The following is a 16,265-nucleotide window of genomic DNA, read 5'->3' as shown; positions in this document are numbered from 1 at the left end:
GCCACCCCCTTCGGCAGACCGTGGAGCGGTGCGGATTCGGTCCGCAGAGCACGTGCCACTGGTTGAAAAATGGACGTGGTCCGCTCCGATGCCGCGTCTGCCCCCACTTACGCGACCCAAACACATGTGTGACTCAGGTCACTCGAAAGGGTGCTCGATGCGGGAACCGCGCACTCTCCGGCGGCCGCCGTGTCAGTGGGGTGCGGCATCATCGGGGTGTGACGCGACGCCTGATGCTCCTCGACACCGCCTCCCTGTACTTCCGCGCCTACTTCGGCGTCCCGGACTCGGTGCGCGCACCGGACGGCACCCCGGTCAACGCCGTGCGCGGGCTGCTCGACTTCATCGCCCGGCTGGTGCAGGACCACCACCCGGACGACCTGGTGGCCTGTATGGACGCCGACTGGCGCCCCCAGTGGCGGGTCGACCTGATCCCGACCTACAAGGCCCACCGCGTGGCCGTCGAGACCACCCGGGGCGTTCCCGACGAGGAGGAGGTCCCCGACACCCTCTCCCCCCAGGTCCCGGTGATCGAGGCCGTGCTGGACGCCCTCGGCATCGCGCGCGTGGGCGTCGCACCGTACGAGGCGGACGACGTGATCGGCACGCTGGCCGGGCGCGCCATCGGTCCGGTGGACATCGTGACCGGTGACCGCGACCTCTACCAGCTGGTCGACGACGCCCGCGGCGTGCGGGTGCTCTACCCGCTGAAGGGCGTGGGCACGCTCCAGGTGACGGACGAGGAGTGGCTGCGCGGGAAGTACGGCGTGGACGGCGCCGGGTACGTCGATCTCGCGCTGCTGCGCGGCGATCCGAGCGACGGGCTGCCGGGGGTCCCCGGCATCGGCGAGAAGACGGCGGCGAAGCTGCTGGACGCCTTCGGTGACCTGGCCGGGATCATGGCGGCGGTGGACGATCCCGCCGCCCGGCTGACCCCGTCCCAGCGCAAGCGCCTGGACGAGGCCCGGGACTACGTCGCGGTGGCGCCGAAGGTCGTCCGGGTCGCCGACGACGTCCCGCTTCCCGGGTTCGACCCCGCGCTCCCCCGCGAACCGCGCGATCCGGCGGCGCTGGAGGCACTCGCGGCCCGGTGGGGCCTGGGGAACGCCCTGCAGCGCCTGCTTCTGACGCTGCAGGCATGAAGATGCTAGCTTAGGTAAGCCTAAGTGCGCAGGACGTCGCATGTGCCCAGAGCAGGGAGGACCTCGTGGCAGAGCAGCCGCAACGCAGGACACCGAAGGCGCGGGGGGCGCGGGTTCTGCGCACCGAGCAGATCACCCCGCACATGGTGCGCGTGGTCCTCGGTGGCGACGGCCTGGCGGGCTTCGCGCTCGAGGGCTTCACCGACCATTACGTCAAGCTGTGCTTCGCCCCGGCGGGCGCCGACTACAGCCACCCCTTCGACATGGCGGCGATCCGCGAGGAGTACCCGCGGGAGCTGTGGCCCACCACACGGACGTACACCGTCCGCTCCTGGGACCCCGCCACCCGCGAGCTGGCCATCGACTTCGTGGTGCACGGCGACGAGGGCCTTGCGGGCCCCTGGGCCGCGCGGGCGCGGCCCGGCGACCAGGTGACCTTCCTGGGACCCGGCGGCGGTTACGTCCCGGACTCCTCGGCCGGCTGGCACCTGCTGGTGGGGGACGAGAGCGCCCTGCCCGCGATCGCGGCGGCGCTGGAGCAGATGCCACAGGGTGCGCTGGTGCACGCGTTCGTCGAGGTGGCGGACGCCTCGGAGGAGCAGAAGCTGGTGGCGTCCGACGGCGTATCGGTGACCTGGCTGCACCGCGGCGACCGGCCGGTCGGCGAGGCTCTCGTGGCGGCGGTGAGCGGCCTGGAGTTCCCGGAGGGCGACGTGCAGGCCTTCGTGCACGGCGAGGCGGGCTTCGTGAAGGAGATCCGGCGCCACCTCCGCCTGGAGCGCGGCGTCCCGCTCCGGCAGCTGTCGATCTCGGGTTACTGGCGCCTCGGCAAGAACGACGACGCGTGGCGCGCGGTCAAGCGCGAGTGGAACGAGCAGGTGGAGCGCGAGCAGGAGGCCGCCGCCTAGGCCCCTTTCCCCACCATCGAACCCGGCCGGCGTCCCGACGCCGGCCGGGTTCCGTGTCTCCCCGTCACTCCCCGGCGGCCCCTTCCCGCGCCGTCCGTCCTCGTAGGCACGGGCGGAGGCGTCCACATCCGCCGGGCCCTCGCACGAGGATGCGGCCGGGTCCGCGAATCCGTAGTCTGTTCGACCAATCCGGAGGAGCGTCGGCTCCGAACCACCAAGGAAACCGATGCGTGCTCCGGGAGGAACGTCCGCGTGAAAGAAGCCGTACACATCAGTGGGGCCCCCTCACCGGGTCCTGGCCTGCAGGAGTTGCTCGTCCAGGTGGCCCGTGGCGACCAGGGCGCCTTCACCCAGGTGTACGACCAGGTCAGCGGGCCGGTCCTCGGCCTGGTCCGGAGCGTGCTCCGGGACCCGGCGCAGTCCGAGGAGGTGGCCCAGGAGGTCCTGGTGGAGGTGTGGCGCACGGCCCCCCGCTACCAGCCCTCGCGCGGCAGCGCCATGAACTGGGTGCTGACGCTCGCCCACCACCGCGCGGTCGACCGGGTCCGGTCGGCCGAGGCGACCGCGGCGCGGGAGCACAAGGCCGCGCTGCTCGACCGCACCCCGGAATTCGACGAGGTCTCCGAGCAGGTCGAGACCCGGCTGGAGCGGGAACAGGTCCGGCGCTGTCTGCGGACCCTCTCCGAGCTCCAACGGGAGTCGGTGACGCTGGCGTACTACCGCGGGCTGACGTATCGCGAGGTCGGCGAACTGTTGTCCGTACCACTGGGAACCATCAAGACACGGCTGCGCGACGGGCTCATCCGGCTGCGCGACTGCCTGGGGGTGAGCGCATGAGCACGGCCGAACTGCACACACTGACCGGGGCCTACGCCCTGCACGCGCTGCCGGAGGAGGAGCGGATCGCCTTCGAACGCCATCTGGGCGCCTGCGAGGCGTGCGCCCAGGAGGTACGGGAGCTGTCCGCCACCGCCGCCCGGCTCGGGCTCGCCGTGTCCGCCACGCCGCCGCCCGCGCTCCGGGACCGCGTACTGCGGGAGATCACGACCGTACGGCAGGAGCCGCCGCCTCACGGCCGCAGCCCCCGCGCCGGAGCGGCCACCGGGCGGGCCGGCCGCTGGTCGACGTACGCGCTGGCCGCCTGCGTCGCCGCCGCTGCCGCGTTCGGCGGGGTCGCGGTGTGGCAGAACCAGGTCGCTCAGGACGCCCGGCAGGAGTCCGACCGGGCCCAGCAGCACAACGAGCAGGTGGCGCGGGTGCTCACCGCGTCCGACGCCCGGACGACCACCGCGGACCTCGGGGGCGGTGCCCGGGGCACCGTCGTGGTCTCGCAGAGCGTGAACCGGGCGGTGTTCCTGGCCTCGGACATGGCGCGGCCACCGGGCGGCAAGGTCTACCAGCTGTGGTTCGACGACGCCGGTGCCATGCGTTCGGCCGGGCTCATGAACCCGTCCGCGACGGACGACGCCGTCCTGCTGGACGGGCCCGTGGACCGCGCCTCCGGCATGGGCATCACGGTCGAGCCGGCGGGCGGTTCCGACGAGCCGACCTCGGCGCCCGTGGCACTGATGGACTTCCGGGACGCCTGAGCCGTCCGCACCGAGCACGAAGGGCGTGCCCCCGGCGGGGGGCACGCCCTCGTGCTGTTGTTCAGCCCCGCCGGGGCGTACCCGGCGGCAGGGGGAAGAAGCCGCTGGTGCGGGCGACGTACTCGGCGTATCCCGGCCGCCCCTCCATGTGCCGCTCCAGGAGTGCCTTGCCGCTGCCCTTGGTCAGCAGGAGGCTCATCACGACGGGCGAGACGAGCGTGGTGGCCGCCACCGCGGGGTCGGCGCAGACGATGAGGAAGAGCCCCCACCAGACGCAGAAGTCACCGAAGTAGTTGGGGTGCCGCGTCCACGACCACAGCCCCCGGTCCATGATCCGGCCCTTGTTCGCCGGATCGCGCTTGAAGCGGGCCAGCTGCGCGTCCCCCACGGCCTCGAAGGCGAGCCCCACGGCCCACAGCGCCGCACCGGACCAGGCCCACCCGTCCAGGGGGCCCGGCAGGTGGTACGCGGCCTGCACCGGCAGGGAGATGAGCCAGACCAGTGCGCCCTGGAGCAGATACACCTTGCGCAGGGCGTACAGGTCGGGGTGGCCCGGCGCCTTGGCCAGCATGGCCTCGTAACGCGGATCCTCCCCGTGGCCCCGGCCCCGTCGGCCGATGTGCACGGCCAGCCGCACACCCCAGGCAACGGTCAGCACGGTCACCAGGAGACGGCGCGCCTGGTCTCCGTCACCGCCCACGGACACGGCGTACGAGACGAGGGCGACGGACGCGAAGCCGAGGCCCCACGCGACGTCGACGATCCGGTGCATCCGCTTGCGCAGCGCGATCAGGAACGTCACGAGCATCACGGCGAGGGCGGCGCCCGCCGCCGCCCCCAGATTCATGGCGAACGCCTGCCAGGCGAAGCCGTTCACCGGCCGGCCCCGGCACGCGGCCCCGCGACGACCGGCCCGTCCTCGGCGTGGCCGTGTCCGGCCGCCGTTCCGAGCCCCTCGTACCAGCCGTGACGGGTGGGAGGCATGCCGGCCGATCCCTCCGCGTCGGGCCGGACCGAGAGGATCTGGTCCACGCCCATGCGCCGCTCCTCGAAGGCGAGGGCACCGCCCACCAGGTAGAGGCGCCACACCCGGGCTGTCTCCTCGCCGACGAGGGCGGTGAACTCGGGCCAGCGTTCCTCCAGCGTCCGGTGCCAGGCCTCGACGGTCAGCACGTAGTGCTCACGCATCGATTCCACGTCACGGACCTCCAGCCCCGCCCCTTCGAGGAGTCCGACCGTCTCACCGAGCGGTCGCATGTGCATGTCCGGGGCGATGTACGACTCGATGAAGGCGCCTCCACCGGGGGCGGTGGTACCCCGGGACATCTGCTGGACCAGGGCGCGGCCCTGCGGCCGGAGCACCGAGTGCAGCAGCGCGGTGAACGCCGGGTACTCGGCGTCCCCGACGTGCTCCCCCATCTCGACGGTGGACACCGCGTCGTACCCGCCACGGAAATCCGGCAGGCCCGCGACGTCGCGGTAGTCGCAGCAGTGCACCTCGACGAGGTCCTCCAGGCCGCGCTCCGCGACCTGTCCGCGTACGTACGCCGCCTGCTCCCTTGCCAGGGTGACCGCCGTGACCCGGACCCCGTGCCTGCCCGCCGCGTGGAGCGTCAGGGATCCCCAGCCGCAGCCGATGTCGAGGAGGCGGGTGCCGGGGCGCAGTCCGAGCTTGCGGCAGATCAGCTCCAGCTTGTCGCGCTGGGCGTCGGCCGGTCCGTAGTCCGGGCCGGTGCCGGTCCAGTAACCGCACGAGTAGGCCATGGTCTCGTCGAGCAGCAAGGAGTAGAAGGCGTTCGAAAGGTCGTAGTGATGGCTGATGGCCGCCCGGTCGCGGGCCTTGCTGTGCAGTGTCCCGCTGAGCCCGGCCCGGGCTGCGGGCACCGGCGGGCGCGGGCCGACCGCACCGAGCCGCAGAGCGGTGCCGGCCGCCCTGAGGCGGTCGGCGAGGCCGGGACGGGGCAGGTCGAGGCCCTGCTCCCGTGACGCGCGGCGCATGGCGCGCAGCCCCTCCGCGAGGTCGTCGGCGATGTCGATGTCACCGCTGATGTAGGCCTCGGCGAGGCCGAGTTCGCCCGGCTGCCACAGGAGGCGCCGCAGCGCGCGGCGGGACCGCACGTGCACCGTGGGCGCGTTCTCGGGCCCGGTCTCGCTGCCGTCCCACATCCTGATCCTGACCGGCGGCGGTCCGCCGAGGAACTGCTCGATGACCGGTGCGATCCGCTGCGCCGCTCCGGTTCCCGGGGTGTCGGTGAAGGTGTTCACGCGGTGTCCTCACGAGTCAGGAGAAGCTGCTGCACATCGAGGTAGCCGGACCGGAATCCGGCCTCGGAGTAAGCCAGGTAGAAGGTCCACATCCGGCGGAAGGTCGCGTCGAAGCCGAGCGCGTCGACCTGGGCGGCCCGCTCCTCGAACCGTTCCCGCCACAGCCTCAGGGTCTCGGCGTAGTGCGTGCCGAAGGTGCTGCGCTGCCTCGTCCGCAGTCCGGTGTGGGCGGTGGTGACGCGTTCGACGGCCTCGGTGGAGGGCAGCAGCCCGCCCGGGAAGATGTACTTCTGGATCCAGGTGTAGGTGCTGCGGCTGGCGAGCATCCGGTCGTCCGGCATGGTGATGGCCTGGAGTGCGATGCGGCCGCCGGGGGCGAGGCAGCGCTCCAGGGTCCGGAAGTACACCGGCCAGAACTCCTCGCCGACGGCCTCGATCATCTCGACGCTGACGATCGCGTCGTACTCCCCGGTGACGTCCCGGTAGTCGCAGAGCCGCACGTCGACCCGGTCCTCGTGGCCGGCCTCGCGGATCCGTCCCCTGGCCAGCTCCTGCTGTTCACGGGAGAGCGTGAGGGTGGTGACGCGGGCTCCCCGCGCGGCGGCGCGCAGCGCGAGTTCGCCCCAGCCGGTGCCGATCTCCAGCAGTTCGGTGCCGGGGCCCACGCCGGCCAGGTCCAGCAGCAGGTCGATCTTGCGGTGCTGGGCGGCGGGCAGCAGGGCGTACTCCGCCGGGAAACCGCGGAAGACAGCCGACGAGTAGGTCAGCGTGTCGTCGAGGAACAGGGCGAAGAGGTCGTTCGACAGGTCGTAGTGGTGGCTGATGTTGTCACGTGAGCCCTCGGGGGTGTTGGCCTGCGAGGCGGGCTGCCGCAGGGCCCACAGACCACGCAGCTTCTGCAGCGGTGCGGGGACGAGGTCCGCCGCGTTCCCCGCGAGGACGCTCAGCACTCCGACGAGGTCGGGTGAGTCCCACTCGCCGGCCATGTACGACTCGCCGAAGCCGACGAGTCCTCCCGCGCCGATGCGCCGGAAGAACGCGTCGGGCCGGCGGATCTCCATGAGCGGGCCGCCCAGCCCGATGCTGTCGCGGCCGGCGAGGCGGGCACGCAGCGGAAGCCTGGACAGCGCGTGCCGTACGAGCCGTTCGGCCACGGCCGTCCTGATCGCGGAGGCCCGTGGCTGGGCGGCGACATCGGGCCAGCGGACGCGGTCGACCCCGGCCGGGGGGACCGTGGCGGCCCGCGTCTGGGCCGGGATCGTGCCGCTGCGTACGGGCGCGACCGGCGAGGCGGACGGGGTGGGAGAGGGGGGCACCTTCACTGCATGCCTTCCTGGGTGTGGTGGCGGGGGCGGGGCTGGACGGGCAGCCGACGCAGGAACAGACGGATGCCGTGCAGCCGGATGGCGGCGGACACGACCGCGGTGGAGAAGGGGTGACGGAGGAACAGCCTCAGCAGTTGGGCGGGCGTGCCGGGACGCCGGGTGCCCCGCACGGTCGCCGTGAACGGGCGCGCGTCCTCACGTTCCAGATGGACCGTCAGGCTCAGCCGCCCGTCCGGTTCGGGCAGCCGCATGCGGTAGGCGCCGTCCACCGGGAAGAACGGCGACACGTAGAAGTCCTTGCCGGTCTCCGCACGGCCCGCTGCGTCCGGACGCAGCAGGTAGCAGTGGCGCTCCCCGTAGGTGTTGTGCACCTCGGCGACCACGCAGAGCGGGCTGCCGTCGGGGCGGTGGCACCAGTAGACGGTCAGCGGATTGAAGACGTGGCCGAGAACCCGGGCCTGGGTGAGCATGGTGACGGTGCCGTCGGCGAGATCGACGCCCCGGGTGCGCAGGAACCGTTCGAGTCCGGCCCGGACGGTGGGCGCCGTGCCGCCGAAGTGGTCACGGGCGTCGAAGCGGGCCAGCGGACGCAGGAGGGTGGGCAGTTCGGGCGGGCGGTCCGGGTCGATGAGCCACAGATAGGTGCGGTGCCGCAGGGCGTACCGGCGGGGCGCGGTCCGCACATGCGTGATGGTGCACGGGTAGAGGGAGCTGTTCACCAGGCCACCCCGAGGGCCGCGGCCGCCTCGGCCCCCGAACGGCAGCCGTCCTCGTGGAAGCCCCAGCCGTGGTAGGCCCCCGCGAAGGCGGTGACCGGTCCCGAGAGCGCGGGCAGCCGGGCCTGGGCGGCGACCGACTCCGGGGTGAAGACGGGGTGTTCGTACACCATCCGGGCCCGTACGAGGTCCGGGTCGACCCGGTCGGCGCCGTTCAGCGTGACGACGAACCGCTCGGGCGCGTCCAGCCGCTGGAGGCGGTTCATGTCGTAGCTGACGGTGACCCGGTCGGCGTCGGCGGCGCAGGACGGCATCAGGTAGTTCCACGAGGCGGCGGCACCGCGGCTGCGCGGCAGCAGCGTGGTGTCGGTGTGCAGCAGCGTGGGGTTGTGGGAGTAGCGGAACGCCCCGAGGGTCCGCTTCTCCTCGTCGGTCGGGTCGGCGAGCAGGCGGAGCGCCTGGTCGGGGTGGGTGGCGAGGACCACCGCGTCGTACTCCTCGGTGGCGCCGTCCTCGGTGACGACCTCCACGCCGTCGCTGTGCCTGCGGACGGTCCTCACCGGTGTGGACGTCCGTACGGAGTGCACCTGCTTGACGATGCGGTCGACGTACTCGCGCGACCCGCCGGTGACGGTCCGCCAGACCGGTGAGTCGCCGATCGTGAGCATCCCGTGGTGCTGCAGGAAGCGGAAGAGGTACCGGGCGGGGTAGCGCAGCGCGGTCACCGGGTCGCAGGACCAGACGGCGGAGACCATCGGGGTGAGGAAGTGCGCGCGGAAGTAGGGCGAGAACCGCCCGCGCTCCGCGAACTCCCCCAGGGTCATGACCCCGGTGCCCTCCGGCATGGCGAGCAGCGCCCGGGCCGCCCGGTGGAACCGCGGCACCTCGGTCAGCATCCGGAGGTACGGACCGCGGACCAGGGACGCGGGCCGGGCGAACAGCCCGGCGGCGCCCCGGGCGCCCGCGTACTCGAGTCCGCACCCCTCGCAGCGCACGGACATGCTCATCTCGGATTCCTGCGTGGCCACGCCGAGTTCGCCGAAGAGCCGGAGCAGGTGCGGATAGGTGCGCCGGTTGTGCACGATGAACCCCGAGTCGACGCGGTGTGTCCGGCCGTCCGAGGAGGTCAGGTCGTGGGTGTGCGCGTGCCCTCCGGCGCGCTCGTCGGCCTCGACGAGCGTCACGTCGTGCGCCTTCCCGAGGACGTGCGCGGCGGTGAGTCCCGCCACCCCGCTGCCCACTACGGCTGTGCGCCGCCGCTCCCCTGTCATTCGGCTTCCTCTCCGGTCGTGCATGTCTGGCCGGGGCCGATCCCCAGTGCCCCTCAGAGGTCATTCGAGACAGCGGGCTCCGCGGATTGGCCGATGATCGGACTTCCTTCGATCGAGTGAACGACCAATCCGTCCGGCGATCCGCGCCGAATTCCCGGCGTGACAAGAGACCGAGACGTTTCGCAGAAGCAAGGGGCCGCCCGTTCCCGGCGATCCCGCTGGGTGCGCGCCGCGTTCGCCGCGCTCAGCGGTCTGATCGCCGGGTTCACCGCCCTGTGCGTCGCCGAACTGGTCGCGGCTGCCGTGCGTCCCGAAGCGGGTCCCGTCACGGCCGTGGGCGGGGCGGTCATCGACCGCACTCCCCCGGCCGTGAAGGACTTCGCGGTACGGAACTTCGGCACCGACGACAAGCTGGTCCTGCAGCTCGGGATCCTCGTCCTCCTGGCGGTCTTCGCCATGGCGGTGGGGGTCCTCGCGCTGCGGCACCGGTGGACCGGCGCTGCGGCCGTCCTGGTCTTCGGTGTGGTCGGGGCAGTGTCGGCGGCGGGGCGGCCCGAGGGCCGCGTGGTCGACGTACTGCCTTCGGCCGTGGGCGCGCTGGTGGCCGCAGGAGTGCTGTATCTCCTGACCGGACGGCTGGCCCCCGTCACCGTCCCGCCTCCCGCGGCTGGGGAGACGGGCGAGGACGGGGAACAGGGCGCCCTCGACCGCCGCGGGTTCGTCGTCGCGGCGACCGCAGCGGCGGCGGCCTCGGCCGGTGCGGGACTCCTGGGGCGACGGCTCCAGGCGGACCGGCTGGCCGGGGTCTCCGCCTCGCGGGGTGACATCGTGCTCCCCGCACCGGCCTCACCCGCCCCCGCGATACCCGGCGGAGCGGATCCGGACATCCGTGGCCTGAGCTCGTTCACCACCCCGAACAGGGACTTCTACCGGGTGGACACCGCCCTGGTCGTCCCGCGTGTCGACGCGGGCCGGTGGCGGCTTCGGATCCACGGGAAGGGGGTGGCGCGACCCGTCACCCTCACCTTCCAGGACCTCCTGGGACGCGAGCTCGTCGAGCGCGACATCACGCTGACCTGCGTGTCCAACCAGGTGGGCGGTCCGTACGTCGGCACCGCACGCTGGATCGGCGTACGACTGGCCGATCTGCTGCGCGAGGCGGGCGTGAAGCCCCCGTCGAAGGGCGGGACGGCGGACCAGATCGTGTCGCGCTCCGTGGACGGGATGACGATCGGCACCCCGGTCGAGGACGTCATGGACGGGCGCGACGCACTGCTCGCGGTCGGCATGAACGGTGAACCCCTGCCGTTCGACCACGGCTTCCCCGTCCGGATGGTCGTCCCCGGCCTCTACGGCTACGTCTCGGCGTGCAAGTGGATCCAGGACATCGAACTCACGACGTTCGACGCGTACGACGCCTACTGGGTCAAGCGTGACTGGTCCCGCGAGGCTCCGGTCAAGACCCAGTCACGGATCGACACGCCTCGCCCCTTCGCCGCACCGCGAGCGGGGACCGTACCGGTCGCGGGGGTCGCCTGGGCCCAGCACCGGGGCATCGCCCGGGTCGAGGTCCGCGTCGACGGCGGCGAGTGGCACACCGCGCGGCTCGCGGCGGAGGCGGGCCGTGACACCTGGCGCCAGTGGGTGTGGGAGTGGCCCGCCACGACCGGCCACCACACCCTCGAGGTCCGCGCGACGGACCGCACCGGCGCCACACAGACCGACGAACGGGTCGGCACCGTCCCCGACGGTGCGACCGGATGGCACTCGGTGGTGGTCGACGTGACCTGACCACCGCCTCATCCCGCGGAACCCTCTTCCCCTTCCCTTCCCCTTCCCTTTGTCGAATCACGATCACTTCAGGAGAACATCATGAACACCCGTCACCTCCGCCGTATCGCCGTCACCGTCTCCGCCGCGGCGCTGCTTCCCCTCGCCCTCACCGCCTGCTCCGGCGACTCCGACACCTCCTCGTCCGACTCCGGCGCGGACAAGGCCGCGTCGAGCGCACCGGCCGAGGAGACCGAGAGTGCCGCGGCCATGGACGAGCCGTTCGGCCCGGGCTGTGCCTCGGTCCCGAAGGAGGGCGCCGGCTCGTTCGCGGGCATGGCGCAGGACCCGGTCGCCACGGCCGCGTCGAACAACCCGGCACTGTCCACATTGGTGACGGCCGTCAAGCAGGCCGGCCTGGTCGACACCCTGAACAGCGCCGAGAACATCACGGTGTTCGCCCCCACCAACGACGCCTTCGCCAAGATCCCGAAGGCCGACCTGGACAAGCTGCTCGCGAACAAGGCCGAGCTCACCAAGGTGCTCACCGCGCACGTGGTCGGCGAGAAGCTGGCGCCGAAGCAGCTGGAGAAGGGTTCGTTCGACACCCTGGCCAAGACCAAGCTGACGACCATGGGTTCGGGCGAGGAGTACACCGTGAACGACTCCTCCAAGGTCGTCTGCGGCAACGTCCCGACCGCCAACGCCACGGTCTACATCGTCGACACCGTGCTGATGCCGGCTGCCTGATCCGTCGTGACGTCACTACGCTGACGGGATGACACCGACGAGCCCCGGGGAACGCGCCCTCCGACCTGACAGGAGCGGCGCGGACCGCGGGGCTCGTGCCGTCGGCGCGGTGGTCGGCTCCGCGGTGGGCGACGCGCTCGGCGCCCCCTTCGAGTTCGGTGCCCCCGGTGTGTACGGCGACAGGTTCCCGGACGGGGCCGGCGCGATGTGCGGGGGCGGCGGCTGGGATCCGGGCGAGGCGACGGACGACACGCAGATGGCCGTTCTGGTCGGTGAGTCACTGCTGGAGAGAGGTGGCCTGGACCTCCCGGACATCTTCGGCCGTTTCAGGCGCTGGGCGGCCTCCGAGCCGAAGGACATCGGCCTGCAGACCGAGGACGTCCTCACGAGCGGTGATCCCTGGGATCTGGCCGCCGCGCTCCACTTCCAGGTAAACACGCGTGCCGCCGGCAACGGTTCACTGATGCGGGCCACCACCTCGGCGGTGTACTTCGCCCGGGCGGGGCGGACGGCGACGATGGACGCGGCGCGCCGGATCGCGGCCCTGACGCACGGCGACCGGGCTGCCTGGGAGGGCACGGCCGTCTTCCACGAGCTGGTGCGTGTGGCGCTGGAGGGCGGCGATCCGCTCGCCGCCGTCGACGACGCGCTGGCCGCGGTCCACGCGGACCACCGGGACCGCTGGGCCGTCGTCCTGGCTCCGGACTGGCATCCGGACGACGCCACCGAGTTCAACGGCGCGGTGTGGCCGTGCCTCGGTACGGCGCTGTGGGCGCTGCGCACCACCGCCGGTTTCGAGGAGGCTCTGGGGGCGGCCGTCGACGTGGGCGGGGACACCGACACGGTCGCGGCGGTCACCGGCGGGCTGGCCGGCGCGGTGCACGGGATCGGCGACGTGCCGGAACGCTGGACGCGTCCGCTCCACGTACCGATGCCCGGATACGGGGACCGGGTGCTGCGGGCCGGCGACCTGGTGGCCCTGGCCCACCGCCTCGACGGATTCGCAGAATTCGACCACCAGGAAAACTACACATAAGGGGCATATAAGAGCACACTGGTCGGGAGAGCTGATGATCGCGCCTCCTTGTCGCGGTCGCTCCAGCAAGTGCGAAGGAGAACATCCTCATGAGTAACATCTCGCACACCGGAAGGGACGTTTCCGGTCACACCGGAAGGGACATCTCCGGACACCCCGACGCCGAAGAGATGCGAGCGCGCCACGACCGCGTGATGAGCGGGCGCCGCACCACAGCGATGGCGGACGCACCCGTCTTCCTGGTCGGCCTGTACTGCGCCGTCTCCCCGTGGTTGCTCCACTTCACCGCGAACCAGCCCGACCTGGTGACGCACAACCTCGTCATCGGCATCGCGATCGCCGTGCTGGCCCTCTGCTTCACGGCCATGCCGGAGCGGATGACCGGGATGAGTATGGCCATCGTCGCACTGGGCGCCTGGCTGATCGTGTCGACCTGGGTCGTGGGCCAGAGCCCCGACATGGGCGTGATCCTCAACAACGTGATCGTCGGTGGACTGGCGGTCGTGCTGGGGGCAGCGTGCGCGGGACTTTCGATGAAGAACAAGAAGACCTGACGGGAGAACACACCGGAGTGGCCACAGACCGGAACAGCCGGCCCGTGGCCACTCGTCGTTTCACCTCGCCCCGGGCACGTCAGCCCACCGAGCTGTACGCCACCACACCCCGCAGCACGGCGTCGACGGCCTTGTGGGCGTTCTTCGCGACCGAACTCCCGTCCCGGGGCGCGGCCGCGGCGATCTGTCCGAGCACGTCGATGACCTGCTTGCACCACCGCACGAAGTCACCGGCCGGCATCTCCGCCTCGCGGAGAACCTCGTCCAGCGACCGGCCGGAGGCCCACATGTAGACCGCCCAGGCGAAGCCGAGGTCGGGTTCGCGCTGGCCGACCCCTTCCGTCTGGCTGATCTTGAAGTCCTCCTCCAGGGCGTCGAGCCGGCCCCAGATGCGGACCATCTCACCCATCGCGGCCCTCGCCGGTCCGGAGGGCAGCTTGGGCGCGATCGCGTCGTCCGCCTGGCGCGCCTCGTAGACCAGCGCCGAGACGCAGGCGGCGAGTTCGGCCGGGTTGAGCCCTTCCCAGACACCGTCCCGGAGGCATTCGCTGGCCAGCAGGTCCAGCTCTCCGTAGAGCCGCGCCAGTCGGCGGCCGTTCTCGGTGACCTCGTTGCCCCGCAGGTAGTCGAGCTCCGTCAGCAGCGCGACGATGCGGTCGAAGGTCCGGGCGATGGTGTTCGTCCGGCCCTCGATGCGGTGCTCCAGCTGACGCGTGTCGCGCTGCAGCCGGTGGTACCGCTCCGCCCAGCGGGCGTGGTCCTCGCGCTCGTCGCACCCGTGGCAGGGGTGGGCGCGCAGCTCGGCCCGCAGCCTGGCGATCTCCCGGTCGTCGGCGGCGGCGGCCCGCTGCTTGCGGTGCCGGCCCGGATCGATGTGCCCCGCCTTGCTCCGCAGCGCGGAGGCCAGATCACGCCGGGACTGCGGCGAACGCGGGTTGAACGACTTGGGTACCCGCATCCGCTCCAGCGCCTCGACCGGCACCGGGAAGTCGATGTGGGCCAGCCGCTTGACCTGCCGCTCGGCGGTCAGCACCAGCGGACGCGGTCCGTCGTGGTACTCCAGCCCCCGGTGCCCGTCGGTCCGCCCCGCGGGCAGCCCCGGGTCGAGGACGAGCGCGAGCCCGGCGAACTTGCCGGTGGGTACGTGGATGACGTCACCGGGCTTCAGCTTCTCCAGGGAGGTCGCCGCCGCCGCGCGGCGCTGGGCCGCCCCCTGCTTCGCCAGCTCCGTCTCGCGGTCCTTGAGGTCGCGGCGCAGCCGCGCGTACTCCTCGAAGTCCCCGAGGTGGCAGGTCATGCCCTCCTTGTAGCCCGCGAGCCCCTCCTCGTTGCGCTGGACCTGCCGGGAGATCCCGACGACGGACCGGTCGGCCTGGAACTGCGCGAAGGACGTCTCGAGCAGCTCGCGCGAGCGATGCCGCCCGAACTGCTGCACGAGGTTGACGGCCATGTTGTACGACGGCCGGAAGCTGGAACGCAGCGGGTACGTACGCGTGCCCGCGAGTCCGGCGAGGGCGCCGGGGTCCATGCCCCGCTGCCACAGGACGACCGCGTGCCCCTCGACGTCGATGCCGCGGCGCCCGGCCCGGCCGGTCAGCTGGGTGTACTCGCCGGGCGTGATGTCGGCGTGCTGCTCGCCGTTCCACTTGACGAGCTTCTCGAGCACCACGGAGCGTGCGGGCATGTTGATGCCGAGTGCCAGGGTCTCGGTGGCGAAGACCGCCTTGACCAGACCGCGGACGAACAGCTCCTCCACGACCTCCTTGAACGTCGGCAGCATCCCGGCGTGGTGCGCGGCGATGCCCCGCTCCAGGCCCTCGAGCCATTCGTAGTACCCGAGGACGTGGAGGTCCTCGGGCGGGATGGACGCCGTCCGCTCCTCGACGATCTCCCGGACCAGGTGGCGTTTGTCCTCGTCGTTCAGCCGCAGCCCGGCCTGCAGGCACTGCTGGACGGCCGCCTGGCAGCCGGCCCTGCTGAAGATGAAGGTGATCGCGGGCAGCAGCCCCTCGGCGTCGAGCCGGTCGATGACCTCGGGCCTGGACGGGGTCCAGATGCGGCTGCGCTGACGCCGCTCGCGTTCGCGGTCGGCCTCGCGCACCATCTTTCCGCGCCGGCGCTCGCGCGGGTTGTATCCGCGCTGGTTCTCCATCCGGGCCAGCCGGACGAGATCCGGGCTGACCTCACGCCGTCCGGTGCCCCGGCCGCCGTGGTCGCTCTCCTCCTCGAAGAGGTCGTACATCCGGCGCCCGGCCATGACGTGCTGCCACAGCGGCACGGGCCGGTGCTCGGAGACGATCACCTGGGTGTCGCCCCGGACGGTGTCCAGCCAGTCGCCGAACTCCTCGGCGTTGGACACGGTCGCGGACAGCGACACGAGGGTCACGGACTCCGGCAGGTGGATGATCACTTCCTCCCACACGGCGCCCCGGAAGCGGTCCGAGAGGTAGTGCACCTCGTCCATGACCACGTACCCGAGACCGATGAGCGCCTGGGAGCCCGCGTACAGCATGTTGCGCAGGACCTCGGTGGTCATGACGACCACGGGCGCGTCCGCGTTGACGCTGTTGTCACCGGTCAGCAGGCCGACCTTGTCCGCACCGTAACGCCGGACGAGGTCCGCGAACTTCTGGTTGGACAGGGCCTTGATCGGCGTGGTGTAGAAGCACTTGCGGCCCTGCAGCAGAGCCAGGTGGACGGCGAATTCACCGACGATCGTCTTGCCCGACCCGGTGGGGGCCGCGACCAGCACCCCCTTGCCGGCCTCCAGCGCCTGGCAGGCCTCGATCTGGAACGGATCCAGTCCGAATTCGTACATCTCGCGGAAGGGCCCGAGGGCGGTGGCCTGCTCGGCCGCACGGACCCGGGACGCCTGGTATCGCTCAGCTGGTGAGAGGTCCTCTGTCATCTTGATACGAGCCTACCCGCCTCGTATGACA

The 16,265-nt window shown here is 71.9% G+C and carries 14 protein-coding genes; 8 read left to right on the top strand and 6 right to left on the bottom strand.

The features are described 5' to 3' along the window. The first annotated feature begins 233 nt into the window (after positions 1-233). The 4 genes from LWJ43_RS27330 to LWJ43_RS27315 all read left to right on the top strand — a co-directional run bounded on the left by LWJ43_RS27330 (position 234) and on the right by LWJ43_RS27315 (position 3,639). Positions 234-1,142 (top strand): 5'-3' exonuclease, encoded by a 909-nt coding sequence (locus LWJ43_RS27330; RefSeq protein ID WP_277336009.1) that lies wholly within the window; start codon positions 234-236, stop codon positions 1,140-1,142. Positions 1,143-1,207: 65 nt separating this feature from the next. Next, entirely contained in the window at positions 1,208-2,050 is an 843-nt protein-coding gene (locus LWJ43_RS27325; protein WP_277334848.1) for a siderophore-interacting protein, read from the top strand. 252 nt (positions 2,051-2,302) lie between these two features. Beyond that, complete coding sequence (locus tag LWJ43_RS27320; RefSeq protein ID WP_277334847.1) at positions 2,303-2,887, top strand: sigma-70 family RNA polymerase sigma factor; 585 nt, start codon at positions 2,303-2,305, stop codon at positions 2,885-2,887. Then, a complete protein-coding gene (locus LWJ43_RS27315) occupies positions 2,884-3,639 on the top strand; it encodes an anti-sigma factor (RefSeq protein ID WP_277334846.1) in 756 nt (251 codons plus the stop codon). Before LWJ43_RS27320 ends, LWJ43_RS27315 begins: the two co-directional genes overlap by 4 nt. Positions 3,640-3,700: 61 nt before the next feature. Here LWJ43_RS27315 and LWJ43_RS27310 read toward each other — a convergent pair whose 3' ends face one another. From LWJ43_RS27310 to LWJ43_RS27290, 5 genes are read right to left on the bottom strand one after another with little or no spacing between them, the layout of a single operon-like run. After that, complete coding sequence (locus LWJ43_RS27310; protein ID WP_277334845.1) at positions 3,701-4,516, bottom strand: DUF1295 domain-containing protein; 816 nt, start codon at positions 4,514-4,516, stop codon at positions 3,701-3,703. Then, a complete protein-coding gene (locus LWJ43_RS27305; RefSeq protein WP_277334844.1) occupies positions 4,513-5,904 on the bottom strand; it encodes an SAM-dependent methyltransferase in 1,392 nt (463 codons plus the stop codon). Before LWJ43_RS27305 ends, LWJ43_RS27310 begins: the two co-directional genes overlap by 4 nt. After that, the gene (locus LWJ43_RS27300) at positions 5,901-7,163 is read right to left on the bottom strand and encodes an SAM-dependent methyltransferase (protein ID WP_277336008.1); all 1,263 of its coding nucleotides are present in this window, start codon (positions 7,161-7,163) and stop codon (positions 5,901-5,903) included. The genes LWJ43_RS27305 and LWJ43_RS27300 overlap by 4 nt, the downstream gene beginning before the upstream one ends. A gap of 59 nt (positions 7,164-7,222) precedes the next feature. Then, positions 7,223-7,948: a DUF1365 domain-containing protein gene (locus tag LWJ43_RS27295; protein WP_385450217.1), complete on the bottom strand. Its 726-nt coding sequence runs from the start codon at positions 7,946-7,948 to the stop codon at positions 7,223-7,225. Continuing rightward, positions 7,945-9,216, bottom strand: a complete 1,272-nt coding sequence (locus LWJ43_RS27290; RefSeq protein WP_277334843.1) for an NAD(P)/FAD-dependent oxidoreductase — start codon at positions 9,214-9,216, stop codon at positions 7,945-7,947. The genes LWJ43_RS27295 and LWJ43_RS27290 overlap by 4 nt, the downstream gene beginning before the upstream one ends. A 222-nt stretch (positions 9,217-9,438) precedes the next feature. Between LWJ43_RS27290 and LWJ43_RS27285 the strand changes: the two genes are divergently transcribed. The 4 genes from LWJ43_RS27285 to LWJ43_RS27270 all read left to right on the top strand — a co-directional run bounded on the left by LWJ43_RS27285 (position 9,439) and on the right by LWJ43_RS27270 (position 13,326). After that, on the top strand, positions 9,439-11,007 hold the full coding sequence (locus tag LWJ43_RS27285; RefSeq protein ID WP_277334842.1) for a molybdopterin-dependent oxidoreductase: 1,569 nt from the start codon (positions 9,439-9,441) through the stop codon (positions 11,005-11,007). 81 nt (positions 11,008-11,088) lie between these two features. Further along, entirely contained in the window at positions 11,089-11,736 is a 648-nt protein-coding gene (locus LWJ43_RS27280) for a fasciclin domain-containing protein (RefSeq protein WP_277334841.1), read from the top strand. 28 nt (positions 11,737-11,764) lie between these two features. After that, positions 11,765-12,772 carry an ADP-ribosylglycohydrolase family protein gene (locus tag LWJ43_RS27275; RefSeq protein ID WP_277334840.1) on the top strand — a complete coding sequence of 336 codons (1,008 nt, stop codon included), beginning with the start codon at positions 11,765-11,767 and terminating at the stop codon, positions 12,770-12,772. 89 nt (positions 12,773-12,861) lie between these two features. Beyond that, on the top strand, positions 12,862-13,326 hold the full coding sequence (locus tag LWJ43_RS27270; RefSeq protein ID WP_277334839.1) for an SPW repeat protein: 465 nt from the start codon (positions 12,862-12,864) through the stop codon (positions 13,324-13,326). A gap of 79 nt (positions 13,327-13,405) precedes the next feature. Here LWJ43_RS27270 and LWJ43_RS27265 read toward each other — a convergent pair whose 3' ends face one another. Then, complete coding sequence (locus LWJ43_RS27265; RefSeq protein WP_277334838.1) at positions 13,406-16,234, bottom strand: DEAD/DEAH box helicase; 2,829 nt, start codon at positions 16,232-16,234, stop codon at positions 13,406-13,408. Positions 16,235-16,265: the final 31 nt, after the last annotated feature.

The organism is Streptomyces sp. JH34 (genome assembly GCF_029428875.1).
Lineage (GTDB): Bacteria > Actinomycetota > Actinomycetes > Streptomycetales > Streptomycetaceae > Streptomyces.
This window is presented reverse-complemented; position numbering and strand designations above follow the sequence as displayed.